This is a genomic window from Paenibacillus sp. 276b (assembly GCF_900107875.1).
GTDB classification, from domain to species: Bacteria; Bacillota; Bacilli; order Paenibacillales; family Paenibacillaceae; genus Paenibacillus; species Paenibacillus marchantiae.
The window spans coordinates 204,035-218,772 of the sequence record NZ_FNRR01000005.1 but is presented as its reverse complement, the minus strand read 5'-3'; the positions used below and the strand labels follow the sequence as shown (position 1 = coordinate 218,772).

Below are 14,738 nucleotides of genomic sequence, written 5' to 3'. Positions count from 1 at the left end.
CATGAAAGCCTTGATTGTCGATGATGAAAAACACGTCCGCGATGCGATTAAGCTGCTTGGTCAATGGGAAGCCGCAGGAATTGATACCTTATATGAAGCGGCAGATGGTCACGAAGCGGTCGCTGCCATTACGGCTCATCAACCGCAAATTGTACTCAGCGATATGCGAATGCCTGGCAAGGATGGTATGGCTCTGCTCGAATGGATATCTGTTCATGCCCCGCACAGCAAGGTACTGGTCATCAGCGGGTATGATGATTTTGAACTGGTCAGGCATGCGATTCGATATGGAGGTACGGACTACCTGCTCAAACCAGTCGAAGCAGACGAACTGAATTCATCCTTATTTAGAGCAGTCGACGCCTGGAAAGAAGACGATGCTGTTCGTGTGCAGTCCACAAGACAATCCATGGTGGTCAATCAGATGCGTCCGCATTATCATGACAGACTGCTCACAGAGCTTGTCGTTGGACGCGGAAGCAATAACACCCAATTCCAGCGGCTGCGGGATGAATTAAATCTGCCCAAGCAGATCGACAGTTGCAGTGTGGCAGTCACCAGCCTTTCCCATCTCGATGCTCAATGCTTGGCAAAATATCGTAGTCAGCCTGATTTGCTCGTATTCTCCGTGCTGAATATCTGTGCGGAGATGTTATCCCCGCCTGCTGAAGGTGTCGTGTTCCGCCAGCTTGATCAGCCGGATGAAGTCGTTCTCCTATACTGGGGTCAATGCTCGACACTTCAAACCATTCTCGAAAAAGTGAACGATGGTCTGGAGCAGACCATTCAACGCCGTCTTCATTTTGGTATATCCAGCTGTGAGTTTTATCCTACGGGGACCTCGGGAGCCTATCAGGAAGCTAGTTTGCGGTTGTGGCGACGCAATGCCTTGCAAACGAAGCAGTGTATTCACGATGCAATGGAGTCCTCCAACGGAAACAAAGGGCTGCGGTTATCTACCTTTGAGGAGTCCTTACGGCTGGCATCTATGAGCGGGCGCGCTTCCATCGTGTCCAATGCCGTTGCAGAATGGATTGATCCCATCACCCGGCTCGATGTCATAACAGCGGAGCAGATACAGCAATGGATGGATGAAATGGAATGGATGATTGGCCGTTGGCTCGACGATGCTGCAGGTGCCCCACCGAAGGATGAAGATGAAGCGATAGATGAACAATCCATTCCATTCGCCGAGTTGCCTTTGGACCGTGACGGACTATTATCGCTGCCCTTGCTCCGCTCCCTGCTGGAACAGCGGTTGCTCGCAGCCGGAAAGGCCCTCACTGCACATCATCATGCAACACCGGACCCAATGAGTGAGATTGCACGTTATATGGATGCTCATTATCAGGAGGACCTGTCTCTGCAGCAGATTGCTGCCCGGTTCTACTTGAGTCGCGAATATATATCTCGCAAATTCAAACAGCAGTTCGGATTGAATTGGTCGGAGTATTTGGGCAAACTGCGAATCAATAACGCCAAGCTGCTGTTACAGAACCCTTCACTACGAATTGCAAAAATCTCGGAGATGGTCGGCTATCAGGACGAGAAGTATTTCAGTAAAGTGTTCAAAAAAATGGAGGGCATCACACCGGGGGAATACCGTAAAACGTTATCTGGCGGAAATGCTTAATTGAGCCGCCGAATCTGTGGAAATTCGTCTACTAGAACGTGCTCGATTCGTTAAACGATAAAAGGGGCATCCCGTCATGTTCATGACTCAGGGAATTGCCCCTTTCCTTTTTACATATATGGATGCATCTTAATGGATACACCCTGATCTTCTTTTCTAAAGGAATCAGCGATCCCGTAGTATGACGGAAGGAACAATACGAATATAGATTAACTCTCCCGCCAGCTCGACGATCGTCTGGGTTACTATCACTGCGGCAGCAATTGTGGCCCACTCTTGCGGCAATGCAAGTGCCAATGGCAGAACGACAAGTGAATTTCGGGTCCCTGCACTGAAAATAACGGCCCTGCCTTCGCCTGTATTCAATCGAAATAGAGCCACTACGATTCGTGATATGAAGGGCATAACAACTAGAAAAATAATATAAATGGGCAGAACATCCACAATTACAGCAAAATCATTGTAGACCTTCCCGATCTGCGATGCGACAACCACAATCAAGGCCAGAGCCATCATGGGTACAGGCAGCCAAGCGGTTGCGTTCATCACCCGTTCTCCTCCGGCTTTCCCTTTGGTCACAACTTGCGTAAGAATAGCCAACAGCAACGGAATAACGATCAGGAACAGAAAAGCCTCCACGAAAGGCCCCACCTGCATGACCTGTGCCGCTTCCTTCCCTATGAACAGCCACAAATATACTGGTAATAAGACCATTTGTATAACAAACAGGATTGGCGTTGCAGCAAGCATCAATTTCTCATTGCCCCGACCCAACTGTGTAAAAACAATGACGTAATCAATGCAGGGCGTTAACAGTACCAGATAAACGCCAATGAGCACGGCAGGAGGTTGCGGAAACGCCAGGGTTAACAACCACACGACCACAGGCACTACGATAAAATTAGCCACCAGCAAAGCTCCAATAAATCGCAGGTTGGATAAGGATTCTTTGAGCTGTAAAAAAGGAATCTGTGCAAACATGCTATATAGCAAAATCGCAAGCACAGGTGAAACCGTATAATGCAGCGCTGACCCCCATTCAGGGGTGCCCAGCCCAATCGCTGCTCCCACGAATAGGGCAACAACATAAAACCACGTTTGTTGCTTCTCCATCGTTTCTCTCGTAAACAACCTTCTTCCTCTCCCTCTGAGAATTAGCATTTTATCACAATATCAAAATGATAATTGTACGTTTGTAGTGAGTTGTAGTGAATTGAAGTATATGTTATTGTCATATTAGAAAGCAATTCTGGGTAATATGAAAATATCCGCAATGCGCTAACATTGCGGATATCCAGACAAAAGACCGATGGGTGACCACGGCGCGAATTTCAAATGCATGAAAAACCACCGAATTAAGGGGCCAACCTATCGTCGGTGGTTTTTCTTGTGCTTACGTGTCTTCTTAACGCTGAATAAAGTTCTTAGGCCAGTACAAATACTGACGATCTTTAATAAAGCGTTCAGAATCTTCACGATCAAATCAAGGGACACGGCTCCACCTCCTTTCGGAGCAGCTTCGCCGTGTCTTCCCACCGATTACATTTGTCCTAAATTTGAGTATAGCAGAACGTTGTGAACGAATATAGATAAACTTACCAGCCAAATGAATAAGAAAGAAGTCCATGCCATTAACATATTTCTGCTTCAACCAGCGTACATTGAGACGTAGCACAGCGAATAAGAGCGCGGCAAACCGCAGGGTATCCAGACAACGATCCTGTGAATTTTTGCGGCTTCTTATTAGAATGCGAAAGAACTGGGTATATTTATTGTAGACTGACCCGTGGTTCATTCATTTTTGTAAAACCAAGGAGGAAACACAATGTCACGTAACAATCCGTACAAGTGGTTAAACGCGATTGGATTCATCGCTGTTATCGTAGTAAATTATCTTTCCAACGCGCTGCCTATCGGAGGTAGAACCAACAAGGAAGTATCGGATATGTACCCTGTATTGCTCACCCCTTCGGGCTATGCATTCTCTATATGGGGGCTGATCTATCTGCTGCTCGCTGGCTTTGTCATCTATCAGTTCGTTCCCTCTTCTTGGAAAAGAGACTCCATTACCCGCCACGGTTACTGGTTTCTAGCAAGCTGTGCCTTTAATGTAGCGTGGATCTTTGCTTTTCAAAATCTCAAAATCGGTCTCGCCTTAGTCGTCATCGTTCTGCTTCTGTTGTCCCTGATCATGCTATATGTAAAAACGCGTGCAATCACCCTCCCCACAACGGCCGAAATCTGGCTCGTGAAGCTGCCGTTCAGCATATATCTTGGATGGGTTAGCGTGGCAACCATTATCAATGCGGCTGTATTATTATATAAAATCGGCTGGGATGGCTTCGGACTCAGTGAACCTACCTGGACCATCATCATGTTAATTGTAGGCCTTGTGCTGGCTGTACTGGTGAGCTTCCCTTACCGGGATAGCGTATACCCACTTGTCTTTACTTGGGCATATATTGCCATCGCACTCAAACAAAAAGACGTTACCTCCGTATATTATACGGCAATTATCATTGCGATCGTGCTAGCCATTTATGCGGTATGGCTATTCTTCGCCCGTAACCAGGATCGGGATTAATCCGGATCTGTTCATATAAATTCAAAAAGCCGATTTCGGTCATCTGACCAGAAATCGGCTTTTTATGTAACTTTCCTTGCTTGGCAAATATCAGTCTCCCCTATTTGAGGGCAATGACCTCAATCTCCACAAGAGCATCCTTCGGCAGACGAGCAACTTCAACTGCGCTGCGTGCCGGATAAGGCTGTTCGAAGAACGTGCTGTACACTTCGTTTACCGGAACAAAATCATTCATGTCTTTCAGGAAAACAGTCGTTTTCACAACTTTATCCATACTTGTGCCTGCTGCTTCAAGAATGGCCTTCACGTTGCTCAGGGACAAACGAGTCTGCTCCTGTACATCGGCTCCGAATTCTCCTGTTTGCGGGTTCAGGCCAAGCTGACCGGAAGTATAGATGAAACCGCCTGCTTCAACAGCCTGGCTGTATGGACCAATGGCACCTGGCGCCTGATCGGTAGAGATTGGTTTTTTCATGGATGAGTTCTCCTTCATGTTCGCTGTCCTGCCACCGCGAGGAGACAAGCCTCGAACTCATTTTTGAAGCTTATTATACCACGATCCCACCCAGGCAAGAAACGTCTACCCTTAGCTCTCATTCCAATATCGGATAACCATGAATATCTCAGGACTCATCCAAACCAAGCACATGAATAACATCATTGGAATACACGTGGTTTCCATTGGTTTGAACAAGCGCAATGTTCATCATGGCGCGAGCTATGGTTGAAGCCTGGATTGCCCGATATTTATCCACTCTGCCTTTCATCCAGCGATCCAGAAACGTCATGGCATGAGCTGCCAACTGCTCACCCAACCGTTTTTCTTTGCGATCTCCAAGAATTAACGACGGACGGAATATGTGCAGTGAACGGAAACCGATATCCGTTAATGCCTCTTCCATCTCTCCCTTGGTCCGACTATAAAACACACGAGAACCGGCATCGGCTCCCATGGAAGAGATGACGAGCATCTGGGATACACCATGTTCCTTGGCCAGTTTGGCGGCTTTTACGGGGTAGTGAAAATCCACTTGGCGGAAGTTTTCCTGACTGCCGGCTTTTTTAATCGTTGTACCCAAGCAACAGTACAAGTCATCAACATCGCGAAATAGATCTTTCTGCTCTTCAAGTTGTTCCCAATCCACGACATGCTGCTCCAGCTTTGGATGTTCCATTTCAAGCGGTCGTCTGACCAATACACGAATCCGGCCATAAGCCGGATTCTGAAGCAAGCTGCGTACCAGTAGTCCACCCACAAGCCCGGTGGCTCCAATCACAAGAGCTTGCCGTTCGTGATTTTCCAAGTACATCCCTCCACATATCTCTATTTCAGAAGCACACGACGTCCAAGCGTAAACGTAAGAACCAGCATCGCTGCACCAACACCCACTTGGAAGCCATAGGTGGAAACCCAATTCATCGCGTCCGGCCAGGTTTCCATTCTCTCATACAACCAGCCACCAATCAGCGGTCCAAGAAACGAGGTCACTCCGGTCATAGCCGAATACACGGCGACAAACATCGGTCTTTCGCTTTTGGGTGTATCTCCGATTGTGAAGTTGAAAGCAAGCTGGTTGAATCCACCCACACCAATACCGAGAAAAATATGAGATAAAAAAAGCGCTATCAAAACAGGCATAAACGACATCAATCCCCATGACAGACAGGAGAGTGCGATGATCGGTAATGTCCAAAATAATAAGGTTTTATTGCTGAATCTTGCGTTCAGATTGCCCCAGATATAGAATCCGGCCATCATAACGAGCGTCTGCACCACGGTGATTATAGATACCGTCTGATAATTAATGTTAAGCAGGTCAAGCATCACGTAGGAAAATAGCGGAACGATCAACGTCTGGATCAGTAACCAGGCCGCGAGGAACATTGCAGCCCTCAAAAAGGAAGGATCCTGAAACGGCTTCTTGAACATGCCCCAAAAAACCTTTTCAGTTGAACGTTCAAACGGCACATCTGGATAAAAGCAATAAATAACTGTATTGGCTATGGCGCAAATCCACACCGGAATGAACAGGATTAAGAAACCCATTTCCCCGGGGAAACGGTCCAAAACGATGCCTCCAGCAAATAAGCATACGCTTCCAAGTGCGTTCAGAATCGTGTTTCGAATTCCGAAATAACGCCCTCTCACCTTGGCAGGAACGATATCTCCAATCAATGAGGTCCAGATCATACCGCCAATCGTATTGGCTATAAATGCAACCGTATACACACCAATATAAATGCCTACCCACCACTCCTTGGGAAACAGGAACGGGATGAGGCCCGTCGAACTCCACAGGATGCGATGCACCCCTACAAACAATATAAGCATGCGTTTGCGGCTGCGAATGCGCTGCATCCAGTAAGCCGCTCCAATCTGGGCGATATTGACAAACGTCGTAATGGCGAGCACAAAGCCAATATGTCTTGACCCGGCCCCAAGGTACAGCAGAAATCCGGTTAAAAATGGGCCTCCCAGCAACGTCTGCAAAATAATTGCCGGTACACCCTCCCATGTTGCAATGGATAAATTCGTGCGTTGTGTCGAACCCTTGCGCCGTGGTTTGCCTGCAAACGGAGGAGGGTTAACGTTGACCGTCTTCTGTATGGGGATACACTCCTTAGACCGGGTTTCAAGAGCCGGTCGATGCTAGTTGTCACCCCAAATTCTACTCACAGCGTGATGGTTGTCAACTCATTTTTTCACGGTTCAACGGGAGATAGAGATAGAAGGTACTTCCCTTGCCCTCAGCGCTTTTAAGTTCGATCGATCCGTCCAGTAATCTTGCCAAATCCCGACTGATTGACAGGCCAAGTCCTGTTCCCCCAAATTTGCGGCTAATAGACCCGTCAGCCTGTTGAAATGCTTCAAAAATGGATTGATGTTTGTCTTCAGCAATGCCAATTCCCGTATCTTGTACCGAGAAAACAATCCATTGACTTAGAATGCCTGACTTCTTCATTTGCTTGGTACTCACGGTCAGTGTGACCTTCCCCTGATGCGTAAACTTGATGGCGTTGGACATAAGATTACGCAAAATCTGCTGGACTCGTTGGGGATCAGACCAGAGGGTCTCTGGTAGTCCTGGCTTCTTGTCCAGTTGCAGCTGGACTCCCTTTTTCTCGGCAACCAACTGGAAGTGATTCATGGCATCTTCCGTCAGTTGGGCAACACTGATATCCTCCAAGACGATATCCAGTCTGCCCGCTTCCACTTTGGACAGATCGAGAATGTCATTGATTAACGTTAGCAACTCCTGACCAGAATGCTCAATCATTGTGGCAAAACGTACGACATCCTCCTGCTCCAGCGTATCACCGTTCTCGCTGATCATCTGGGCAAAGTTAATGACACTGTTCAACGGTGTTCGCAGTTCATGCGACATATTCGCCAAAAATTCCGATTTGTACTGCGAAGTAATCATCAACTGCTTGGCACGGTCTTCCAGCACGATCTGAGCTTTCTGCAATTCTTCCTTTTGCACAGACAATAAACGATTGGTGCTCTGGATGAGCAAAATCCGATTCTGTTCATTCTGGAAATCTCGTAAAATAAAAGCAAAAATAAGACTAAGTAAAATACCAACAGGAAGGGTATACGGCATAATATGTGAGAAAAAATACGTAGCCGGGATAACGCCGACGATAGCTATGTTCACACTATTGACCACATTTACAATCAATATGACGATGACACCTTTAACAATTAGCCTGTAGTCACTGCGTCTCATCCATATATTCAACCCTGCACACAGCACACCCAAGATTGACATGTTGATCAGTGCAGCCACCGTAGCATCATTGATACCGAAAGTTAACCGGGTCAGTCCAATCCCAACACCCACGATAATCACGCTATAGGGTTGTCTATACGTCAAAACGGCAACAATTAAAGGAACAAAACGAAGATCGAAGACAACTTCATCATTAAGCTGAAATCCAAATACCGTGCTGATCCAGCCTGCAAAAATAAGTACAAACAACGAACATATCTGTTTTACTCGTGATGAAGCTCGTATTACGACGTATTTATAGAACACACTAGCAAGGTAAGCAATGGTAATGAGCATCCCCATGTTTAATACGAACATTTTTGAAAATTGCATTCACTCACTCCTGTTGTCGTGTATTCATTGACAGAAAACCTTTAGTCCGTATACATCTCTATCATATCATGCCCATTCAACCTTCGACATTCCTTCGTCGTCAAAAAAATGCACAAAAATACACAAATCAGGATTCAATTTGTGCGCTGAACGTAGTAGAATATATTGTTGTTCGATTTTATTTGCTGTGATCCAGTTCCTTGCGAACCTGGATGAAAGGAGAAACGGTGTTGTGCACGTATTAAAAAGCAAATCCTACTGGCTGTCGTTAAGCTTGATGCTTTCCTTGGCTGTCATGGGGATGTTCTATGATATTCTGAATAGTCCGGAGCGCGGGTTCTCTGTTCTTAATTCCCCGTTGGACCGGATCATCCCTTATGTACCTTCCATGTCCATACCCTATCTGGGTTGGTATCCGTTTGTCTTCGGCGTCTTGGCTTATTTATGTGCCAAAGATCGGCTCACTTATTATCGCGTCCTGTTATCCATGAACATCTGTGTCTGGATCTGTTACCTGATCTATTTTAATTTTCAGACTATGGTGCCGCGTCCCGAGTTAACAGGTACAGGTCTAGGCGCATCTCTCCTTGGATGGCTCTACGGCCAGGACCGTCCATATAATTGTTTTCCAAGTATTCATGCCCTTCATTCTTATCTGGTTATGCGTGCTGTTCTCTCCGTTCAGAGTATTCGCAAACATGTTAAGGTGTTAGTTGCTGCTGGTGCAGCACTGATTATATTGTCCACCTTAATGATTAAACAACATGTAATCTATGACGCCCTGGGTGCGGTCGTACTCGGCGAATGCGTTTTTACAATTATCACTGGGCTCTCGCTGCTCCGTCGTCGCAGAAAAGAATCGAAGTGGACTGAGGGGATCAGCTGACCCCTCGCTCCGACGATTTCTGGAGATGCTGTTGCCGCCTCCACTCATCAATAAACAAACTTGCAAAATAGGGATCCCACTGGGTCCCTTTTCCTTCTTCCAAAATAGATAGCGCTTTCTCATGGCTCATCCCATTCCGATATGGACGATCAGACGTCATGGCATCAAATGCATCAGCCACGGCAATGATACGGCCAAACAGCGGAATCTCTTGGCCTGCTATGCCATCAGGATATCCTTTGCCATCATATCTTTCATGATGAGACCTTACACCCGGCAGGAAATCTGCCATGGCATCAATCGGTTCAATCTGTAACAAAATGCCCTCTCCAAGAACGGGATGTGTGCGAATGATGGCGAATTCGTCATCAGTGAGTTTCCCATCTTTCAATAACACTTCGTCGGGTATGCCGATTTTCCCAATATCATGCAACAATGCTGATTTGTATAATAGATCTGCTTGTTCCTCATTCATGCCACTCAGCTTGCCAATCATAATGGAGTACTCTGCCACCCGCATGGAATGACCTGCCGTATATTTGTCCCGTGCGTCCAATGCAGCCGCCAAGGTGGAAAAATAACTTTGCAGCAACTGCCGATTACGTTCTTGTCTCATCTCAAGCCGATTAATCATCATATTGAATCCGGAGATGAGCGCAGAAAATTCATCCGCGTACAGATCAGGGGTTCTTCTGCCCAGGTCTCCCTCTTGAATTCGGTTCATCTCCTCCGTTAGCTCTGCAACCGGGCCGCGAACATCCCGAATCAGCAGCCAGCTTCCCACAAGGGCGAAGCCCCCGCCCAGCACAACGATAAGAACTGCCCACAGAATATACTCTTTCGCAAACTCGCTATCCATATACTGAAGACGGATTGATGTAGCCAGGAAGAACAGAAATAATGGAAATAAACCGATCAGCGCCGTACTCAGCTGAAATTTACGCTGAATGGACACCAGGACACGTCCTCCGAGAGATGGCTCCATGCCATGCTGATCTTTGCCTCTGCGGCGAACTTCCAGCAGCAGCGGTCTCACGGTCCGAACCGTCAGAAAATATTCAATTAAGGCATGCATTACGGCGATCAATAAGGCACACGCAGCTGCAACTGCGACATATCCATACGGAAATTCCAGCCATCCTGTAGAAATCATCCATATCGTCAATCCGGCAGCAGGCAGGGAAAATCCAAGCATATGCGGACCCAAAATACGATAGATCGTTTGTCCCGGAAAACGGTGAATGCTCTCATACATTTTTGTCAATTCGGCCTTTTCATGATGCTCAGCGGCAAAAAACTGCCGGATGGGGCCAAGTTGTGCCCATAACGTAATCAGTTCTGCAACAAGCATGAACAATAGTGATATCAGCACAATGATAATAAGTCGTACAAATTGAATGTTTGGTATTTGTAAGGTAGACACCATAACGACTGTACCTACCACAAAAACAGCTCCCATTGAACCGATAATATAATTTCGCATCAGACGAAAGATAAATGAACGGTATACTTCCACCCTAACCCCTCACTCTCTAGGTGTAAACCCGTTCTCCCCATTGATGATGACAGAGGGAAATTAAGGGTACAGCCTCCTATTTGTTATCGGTTGCTCGGACTGAAAAAATTAATTCATTTCACGGACGGGAAACCTCCATCCTAGAATTAACTATGAATCGCTCATTTAACTTATATGTACGCGTACAACCATACAAAAAAGACTGTTCCCCGTAGGAAACAGCCTGTTATGGCAAGACATTTCTTATCCTTTAATCTTGGCAGCGAGAATCATTGTACCACGCGGCTCATCACCCATCGCATCCGGTTCAAGTGTGATCGCGACCGTGTCGTAGTCGTTGGCAGAGTCTAACGTATAGTATACCGCTCCCGTTCCATTATGGCTCAGGAAGGTCCCCGCATTCTGAGGTGTATCGCCCTTGATCAGCCAAACCTGGAACGCCTCATTTCCTTCCAGAGTAGGCAAGTTCTCCGCCTGTACGACCAGGTGAGTGCCTTTGCTGTCAATAACGATGGTAGCCAGTCCTTGGGCCACAATGTCCTGTGTCGCAGGACTAAGCTTGACGGCTTCGCCTGTCTGCATTCCCTGTGCAGGTTGCAGGGATGAAGCAAGCTGCTCTTGCAGCTGCGCATTCTGTGCCTGCGCCTGAGCAAGCTGCTCTTGCACTGTCGATGAGCCCGCAGCTTGCTGCTTCAGCGAATCGACCTGGCCTTGCAGCTGCCCGGCGTAGATGCCGAGCACGAGCGCCGCTGCCGCGAGGGCTACGCTTGCTATGCGCCAGGCGCGACTGCTGCGCGCACGCGCGCGCCCTTGAGGCTGCCATGGCTGTGCCTGTGCAGCTTCTTCTGCCCGGGCTGCAGGCACCGCCGTCTCCGGCGGCAAGCCTTGCCCGGGCTGCGCCGCTTCATGCTGCGGCGCAAGATCCGCCTGAAGCACCGCGGGTGCTTCAGGCTTCGCAGGAGCAGCCGCCGGCTTCGTTCCGGCGCTCTCCTGCGCGTGTCCAAGCACGTTGCTCAGCACACGTGCTCGCATGCCAGGCGGCGGTGCAACAGGTTCCGCCGCGAGTGGCAGGAAGCCTGTTACTTCCTGCAATTCCCTCACCTCCTGGCGACAAGACTCACATTGGGCCAAATGTGCTTCAAATGCTGCCACTTCCTCCGCTTCGAGTCCTCCCAGCACATACACCGGTGCCAGATCAGACCATTCCTCATGTCGTTCTATCATGGATGTATGCCCTCCCTTCCCGCGTCCGGATGCAATTCAGCATCGGCGAGCAGCTTCTGAAGCTGCCGCATCGCAAGCCTGACACGGCTCTTTACCGTACCCAGCGGAATCCCGAATCTGCTGGATACCTCCTGTTGCGTTAAGCCTGCATAATAGATCGATTCAATGACCTGTTGCTGGTCACCATTCAACTGGGACAGCGCCTCCTTGATTCGGACACCTTCCCATTTGCGCTCTATTTCTTCTTCTGTATTTGTATGTTCATCGGCATATGCCGCCAGTGTTTCGTTCTCCACTGAGGTCGTAGCTGCGCTTTTGGATTTTCGCCTCAGCATGTCCACTGCAATGTTGCGCGTAATGGCGAACATCCACGTGGTCAGCTTCCCCTGTGAGGCCTCATATCGTTCAGCATTGTTCCAAACCCGCAGGAATAACTCCTGGACAGTCTCTTCTGCTGTCATTGGATCACCAACAATCCGATAAGCAAAAGAATACACCGCCCGCTCGTAGCGGTCATATAAAAGCTCCAGTGCGGAAGCATCTCGTTCCGCAATCTGCCGCATTAACCTGCTGTCCTCTATTGATTCAGTCATGCGAGGGCCCCTTTCCGTGTCATCCCTCTTATTATAACCCTACGCAGAATCATTTGAAGAGGATTACCTTATTGAAGAAAAAATTTGAAATGTTTTCGCAATTGTTTTCAAAAAAATGCTTCAACCTTCCTTTTTATTGCAAAAAATTACAGCCTGTGGTATACTCTAAGAGTTGGTATTTAAACAACCTCATATGATTTTCTGTCTTCTTTAAACCCCGGAATATTTTCTTCATGCTGCGACCGCAGCGAACATGCACATTAACCTATGAAGATTGAAGAACCTGAATCACATTAACCCGGTAGTACAGAGTTTCACAAGATGTTCCCATTCACACTGGCGCGGTCATCGGAGCCGCAAGGACAAAAGAGAGGTAGGGCTTTTGTTGTTTTGGATGTCACTTATTCTTGAGAAGATTGAAAACATACACAAAGCACCCGGAATTGGGTTCCGGGTGTTTTTCTATGTCCACTTTTAAGAAAAAAATGTCCAGACAGCTAAAAGGCGCCGATACAATCTCGGCGCCTTTCATCGGAGTTGTATGGATCAACCCCCTGATACAGTTGCTGTTGTAAGATCTAGATAAACATCGTTTTGGAGATGATGACCAACAGGATGAACAGTACAAGAATCGTACCCATGGATCCCCAGCTTCCTCCGCTATGTCCATAGGAAGTTCCACAACCATGGTGATACCCATGAAGCACTGGAGCCTGATTGGGATGATGAGCGTAGCCGTAGCCATAGCCCGCTGGCATAGTTCCACAACCATATCCGTACCCATGCATTTCATGACCTGTGTATCCATGCATGTGCTCATACCCTCCCACGTATCCGTATACGTGTCCCTGTCCGTTCGGTGAATTCGGTTTTACTTCGCTCATTGTTCATTCCTCCTTAACATTTGCCTACACCCCTAAGCTATGTATTATGCCTACCTCTGGACCGGGCTATGGCCCTACTTTGACAAAATAGGCGTTTTCACTATTCCTGTAGGCTTGTCCTCAAACCAAAAAAAACCCCACCGGTTAACCGGCGGAGTTCAACATATTATACCCAGAAAGATTTAGTGATGATAACGAGAAGAATGAACAGAACCAAGATGGCACCAGTTGATGTCCAGCCGCCGTATCCTGCGCCTCCAAGTACTTCGCTCATGGAGATTCCTCCTTTACCAATGGTTTAGGTGTTAAGGGTCTATTAGATGAGGAATGCTTTGGAAATGATAACCAACAATATGAAGAGAACCAAAATGGCACCAGTCGATGTCCATGCGCCGCCGTATCCACCTACAACTCCACTCATGCAAAACCCTCCTTTTATTTGAGGTACAGTTCACTATATGCAAAAATCACACACTAGATCGGGCTCTGATTAAATTTGGGCAGGCATTACCTGCGAAGCAACCATATTCTCTTTCTCTTTGAACCCATGAAATGCAAAAAAACTGCAAGCCCCAGAAAGAGACTTGCAGTACATTGTATAAGACCATCTTCCTTATGCTGCTGACTTCCGTCAGTTCGGACGTGTCTGACGGGATGCCAGTTTCTCCTGAACAGATTGCAGCTTCTGTACACTGGAGGCATCCGGTTTGTCACGACGATCGTCGATCTTGACGGATGTGGAGACACGTTGAGCTCCCGATAGAAACGGAGCTTCATGCAGAGCCGCAATTGCTGTAAATACTTCATTGAGCGGGCCTTCGATAATGGTACTCATGGAGGTCAACTGATATGTAATGCCCCGCTGGTTTTCCAATACTTTCTGCATATCCGCCACATAACTGCTCAAGCTGGTCGTTCCGGTGCCAATTGGAATTACGGTCACTTCTGCTATTGCCATTTCGCTCCGCCTCCCTTGGGCCCCGAAAGATACCGGTGCCGCTCATTTTTAGTCGATTTTTGCCTGTTTTTATTCTACCAGTTGAAGGAGCTATAATTCAAACTGACGTGATGACGTCATCTGATTTGATCAAAAATTTTTTTTGATAAATCTTCAAATCTTCCAGTCCTTTTCCTTTGCGGAATCCTGGCTTAAATGGTATACTCGGAATTACGTTTTACTGTGTTGACCCTGTTTACAAACACTATATGTTGGGTTACAGTAAGAGGACAGCAACAAAATGTAGTAAAATTAAATCACCCCACTTCTATTAGTCATCTTCTGAAATCTCGCGAAAAACAGGATGAAATCACC

At 47.3% G+C, this 14,738-nt stretch carries 15 protein-coding genes; 3 read left to right on the top strand and 12 right to left on the bottom strand.

Translation table 11 applies throughout. From position 1 onward, the window contains the following. Window position 1: 1 nt before the first annotated feature. Window positions 2-1,633 (top strand): response regulator, encoded by a 1,632-nt coding sequence (locus BLV50_RS23180; protein WP_090810251.1) that lies wholly within the window; start codon window positions 2-4, stop codon window positions 1,631-1,633. A 165-nt stretch (window positions 1,634-1,798) separates the two neighbouring features. On the opposite strand, the gene BLV50_RS23175 is transcribed toward BLV50_RS23180, so the two are convergent. Further along, entirely contained in the window at window positions 1,799-2,746 is a 948-nt protein-coding gene (locus BLV50_RS23175) for an arsenic resistance protein (RefSeq protein ID WP_256338030.1), read from the bottom strand. A 712-nt stretch (window positions 2,747-3,458) separates the two neighbouring features. On the opposite strand from BLV50_RS23175, the gene BLV50_RS23170 reads away from it, so the two are divergent. Then, window positions 3,459-4,217, top strand: a complete 759-nt coding sequence (locus BLV50_RS23170) for a tryptophan-rich sensory protein (RefSeq protein WP_090810247.1) — start codon at window positions 3,459-3,461, stop codon at window positions 4,215-4,217. 100 nt (window positions 4,218-4,317) lie between these two features. Here BLV50_RS23170 and BLV50_RS23165 read toward each other — a convergent pair whose 3' ends face one another. The 4 genes from BLV50_RS23165 to BLV50_RS23150 form a co-directional block, all read right to left on the bottom strand. Further along, a complete protein-coding gene (locus BLV50_RS23165; RefSeq protein WP_063567999.1) occupies window positions 4,318-4,692 on the bottom strand; it encodes a RidA family protein in 375 nt (124 codons plus the stop codon). A gap of 148 nt (window positions 4,693-4,840) precedes the next feature. After that, a complete protein-coding gene (locus BLV50_RS23160) occupies window positions 4,841-5,521 on the bottom strand; it encodes an oxidoreductase (RefSeq protein ID WP_256338029.1) in 681 nt (226 codons plus the stop codon). 20 nt (window positions 5,522-5,541) lie between these two features. Beyond that, window positions 5,542-6,699 carry an MFS transporter gene (locus BLV50_RS23155; RefSeq protein ID WP_244552209.1) on the bottom strand — a complete coding sequence of 386 codons (1,158 nt, stop codon included), beginning with the start codon at window positions 6,697-6,699 and terminating at the stop codon, window positions 5,542-5,544. Between the two features lie 208 nt (window positions 6,700-6,907). Beyond that, window positions 6,908-8,323 (bottom strand): sensor histidine kinase, encoded by a 1,416-nt coding sequence (locus tag BLV50_RS23150; protein WP_064642562.1) that lies wholly within the window; start codon window positions 8,321-8,323, stop codon window positions 6,908-6,910. Window positions 8,324-8,555: 232 nt separating this feature from the next. On the opposite strand from BLV50_RS23150, the gene BLV50_RS23145 reads away from it, so the two are divergent. After that, window positions 8,556-9,209 (top strand): phosphatase PAP2 family protein, encoded by a 654-nt coding sequence (locus tag BLV50_RS23145; RefSeq protein WP_079695791.1) that lies wholly within the window; start codon window positions 8,556-8,558, stop codon window positions 9,207-9,209. Here the strand turns inward: BLV50_RS23145 and BLV50_RS23140 are convergent. From BLV50_RS23140 to BLV50_RS23120, 7 genes are all read right to left on the bottom strand, one after another. Next, the gene (locus BLV50_RS23140) at window positions 9,202-10,692 is read right to left on the bottom strand and encodes an HD-GYP domain-containing protein (protein ID WP_371129275.1); all 1,491 of its coding nucleotides are present in this window, start codon (window positions 10,690-10,692) and stop codon (window positions 9,202-9,204) included. The genes BLV50_RS23145 and BLV50_RS23140 overlap by 8 nt on opposite strands. Before the next feature lie 276 nt (window positions 10,693-10,968). After that, the gene (locus BLV50_RS23135; protein WP_090810243.1) at window positions 10,969-11,949 is read right to left on the bottom strand and encodes an anti-sigma factor domain-containing protein; all 981 of its coding nucleotides are present in this window, start codon (window positions 11,947-11,949) and stop codon (window positions 10,969-10,971) included. Further along, window positions 11,946-12,542: an RNA polymerase sigma factor gene (locus BLV50_RS23130; protein WP_064642567.1), complete on the bottom strand. Its 597-nt coding sequence runs from the start codon at window positions 12,540-12,542 to the stop codon at window positions 11,946-11,948. Before BLV50_RS23130 ends, BLV50_RS23135 begins: the two co-directional genes overlap by 4 nt. A 578-nt stretch (window positions 12,543-13,120) precedes the next feature. Then, on the bottom strand, window positions 13,121-13,426 hold the full coding sequence (locus BLV50_RS33585) for a hypothetical protein (protein WP_063568262.1): 306 nt from the start codon (window positions 13,424-13,426) through the stop codon (window positions 13,121-13,123). 166 nt (window positions 13,427-13,592) lie between these two features. Then, window positions 13,593-13,700, bottom strand: coding sequence for a sporulation protein YjcZ (locus BLV50_RS33155; RefSeq protein ID WP_197521564.1), 108 nt, complete (start codon window positions 13,698-13,700; stop codon window positions 13,593-13,595). Window positions 13,701-13,742: 42 nt separating this feature from the next. Next, on the bottom strand, window positions 13,743-13,847 hold the full coding sequence (locus BLV50_RS33150) for a hypothetical protein (protein WP_017690880.1): 105 nt from the start codon (window positions 13,845-13,847) through the stop codon (window positions 13,743-13,745). A gap of 210 nt (window positions 13,848-14,057) precedes the next feature. Beyond that, the gene (locus tag BLV50_RS23120) at window positions 14,058-14,384 is read right to left on the bottom strand and encodes an MTH1187 family thiamine-binding protein (protein ID WP_090810241.1); all 327 of its coding nucleotides are present in this window, start codon (window positions 14,382-14,384) and stop codon (window positions 14,058-14,060) included. Window positions 14,385-14,738: the final 354 nt, after the last annotated feature.

What these genes read in the sequence shown, in the direction of transcription:
- BLV50_RS23140 (WP_371129275.1), bottom strand. Translation starts at nt 10,692, where the DNA reads ATGCGAAATTATATTATCGGTTCAATGGGAGCTGTTTTTGTGGTAGGT.
- BLV50_RS23165 (WP_063567999.1), bottom strand. Translation starts at nt 4,692, where the DNA reads ATGAAAAAACCAATCTCTACCGATCAGGCGCCAGGTGCCATTGGTCCA.
- BLV50_RS33155 (WP_197521564.1), bottom strand. Translation starts at nt 13,700, where the DNA reads ATGAGCGAAGTACTTGGAGGCGCAGGATACGGCGGCTGGACATCAACT.
- BLV50_RS23120 (WP_090810241.1), bottom strand. Translation starts at nt 14,384, where the DNA reads ATGGCAATAGCAGAAGTGACCGTAATTCCAATTGGCACCGGAACGACC.
- BLV50_RS23150 (WP_064642562.1), bottom strand. Translation starts at nt 8,323, where the DNA reads ATGCAATTTTCAAAAATGTTCGTATTAAACATGGGGATGCTCATTACC.
- BLV50_RS23180 (WP_090810251.1), top strand. Translation starts at nt 2, where the DNA reads ATGAAAGCCTTGATTGTCGATGATGAAAAACACGTCCGCGATGCGATT.
- BLV50_RS33150 (WP_017690880.1), bottom strand. Translation starts at nt 13,847, where the DNA reads ATGAGTGGAGTTGTAGGTGGATACGGCGGCGCATGGACATCGACTGGT.
- BLV50_RS23135 (WP_090810243.1), bottom strand. Translation starts at nt 11,949, where the DNA reads ATGATAGAACGACATGAGGAATGGTCTGATCTGGCACCGGTGTATGTG.
- BLV50_RS23130 (WP_064642567.1), bottom strand. Translation starts at nt 12,542, where the DNA reads ATGACTGAATCAATAGAGGACAGCAGGTTAATGCGGCAGATTGCGGAA.
- BLV50_RS23170 (WP_090810247.1), top strand. Translation starts at nt 3,459, where the DNA reads ATGTCACGTAACAATCCGTACAAGTGGTTAAACGCGATTGGATTCATC.
- BLV50_RS23175 (WP_256338030.1), bottom strand. Translation starts at nt 2,746, where the DNA reads ATGGAGAAGCAACAAACGTGGTTTTATGTTGTTGCCCTATTCGTGGGA.
- BLV50_RS33585 (WP_063568262.1), bottom strand. Translation starts at nt 13,426, where the DNA reads ATGAGCGAAGTAAAACCGAATTCACCGAACGGACAGGGACACGTATAC.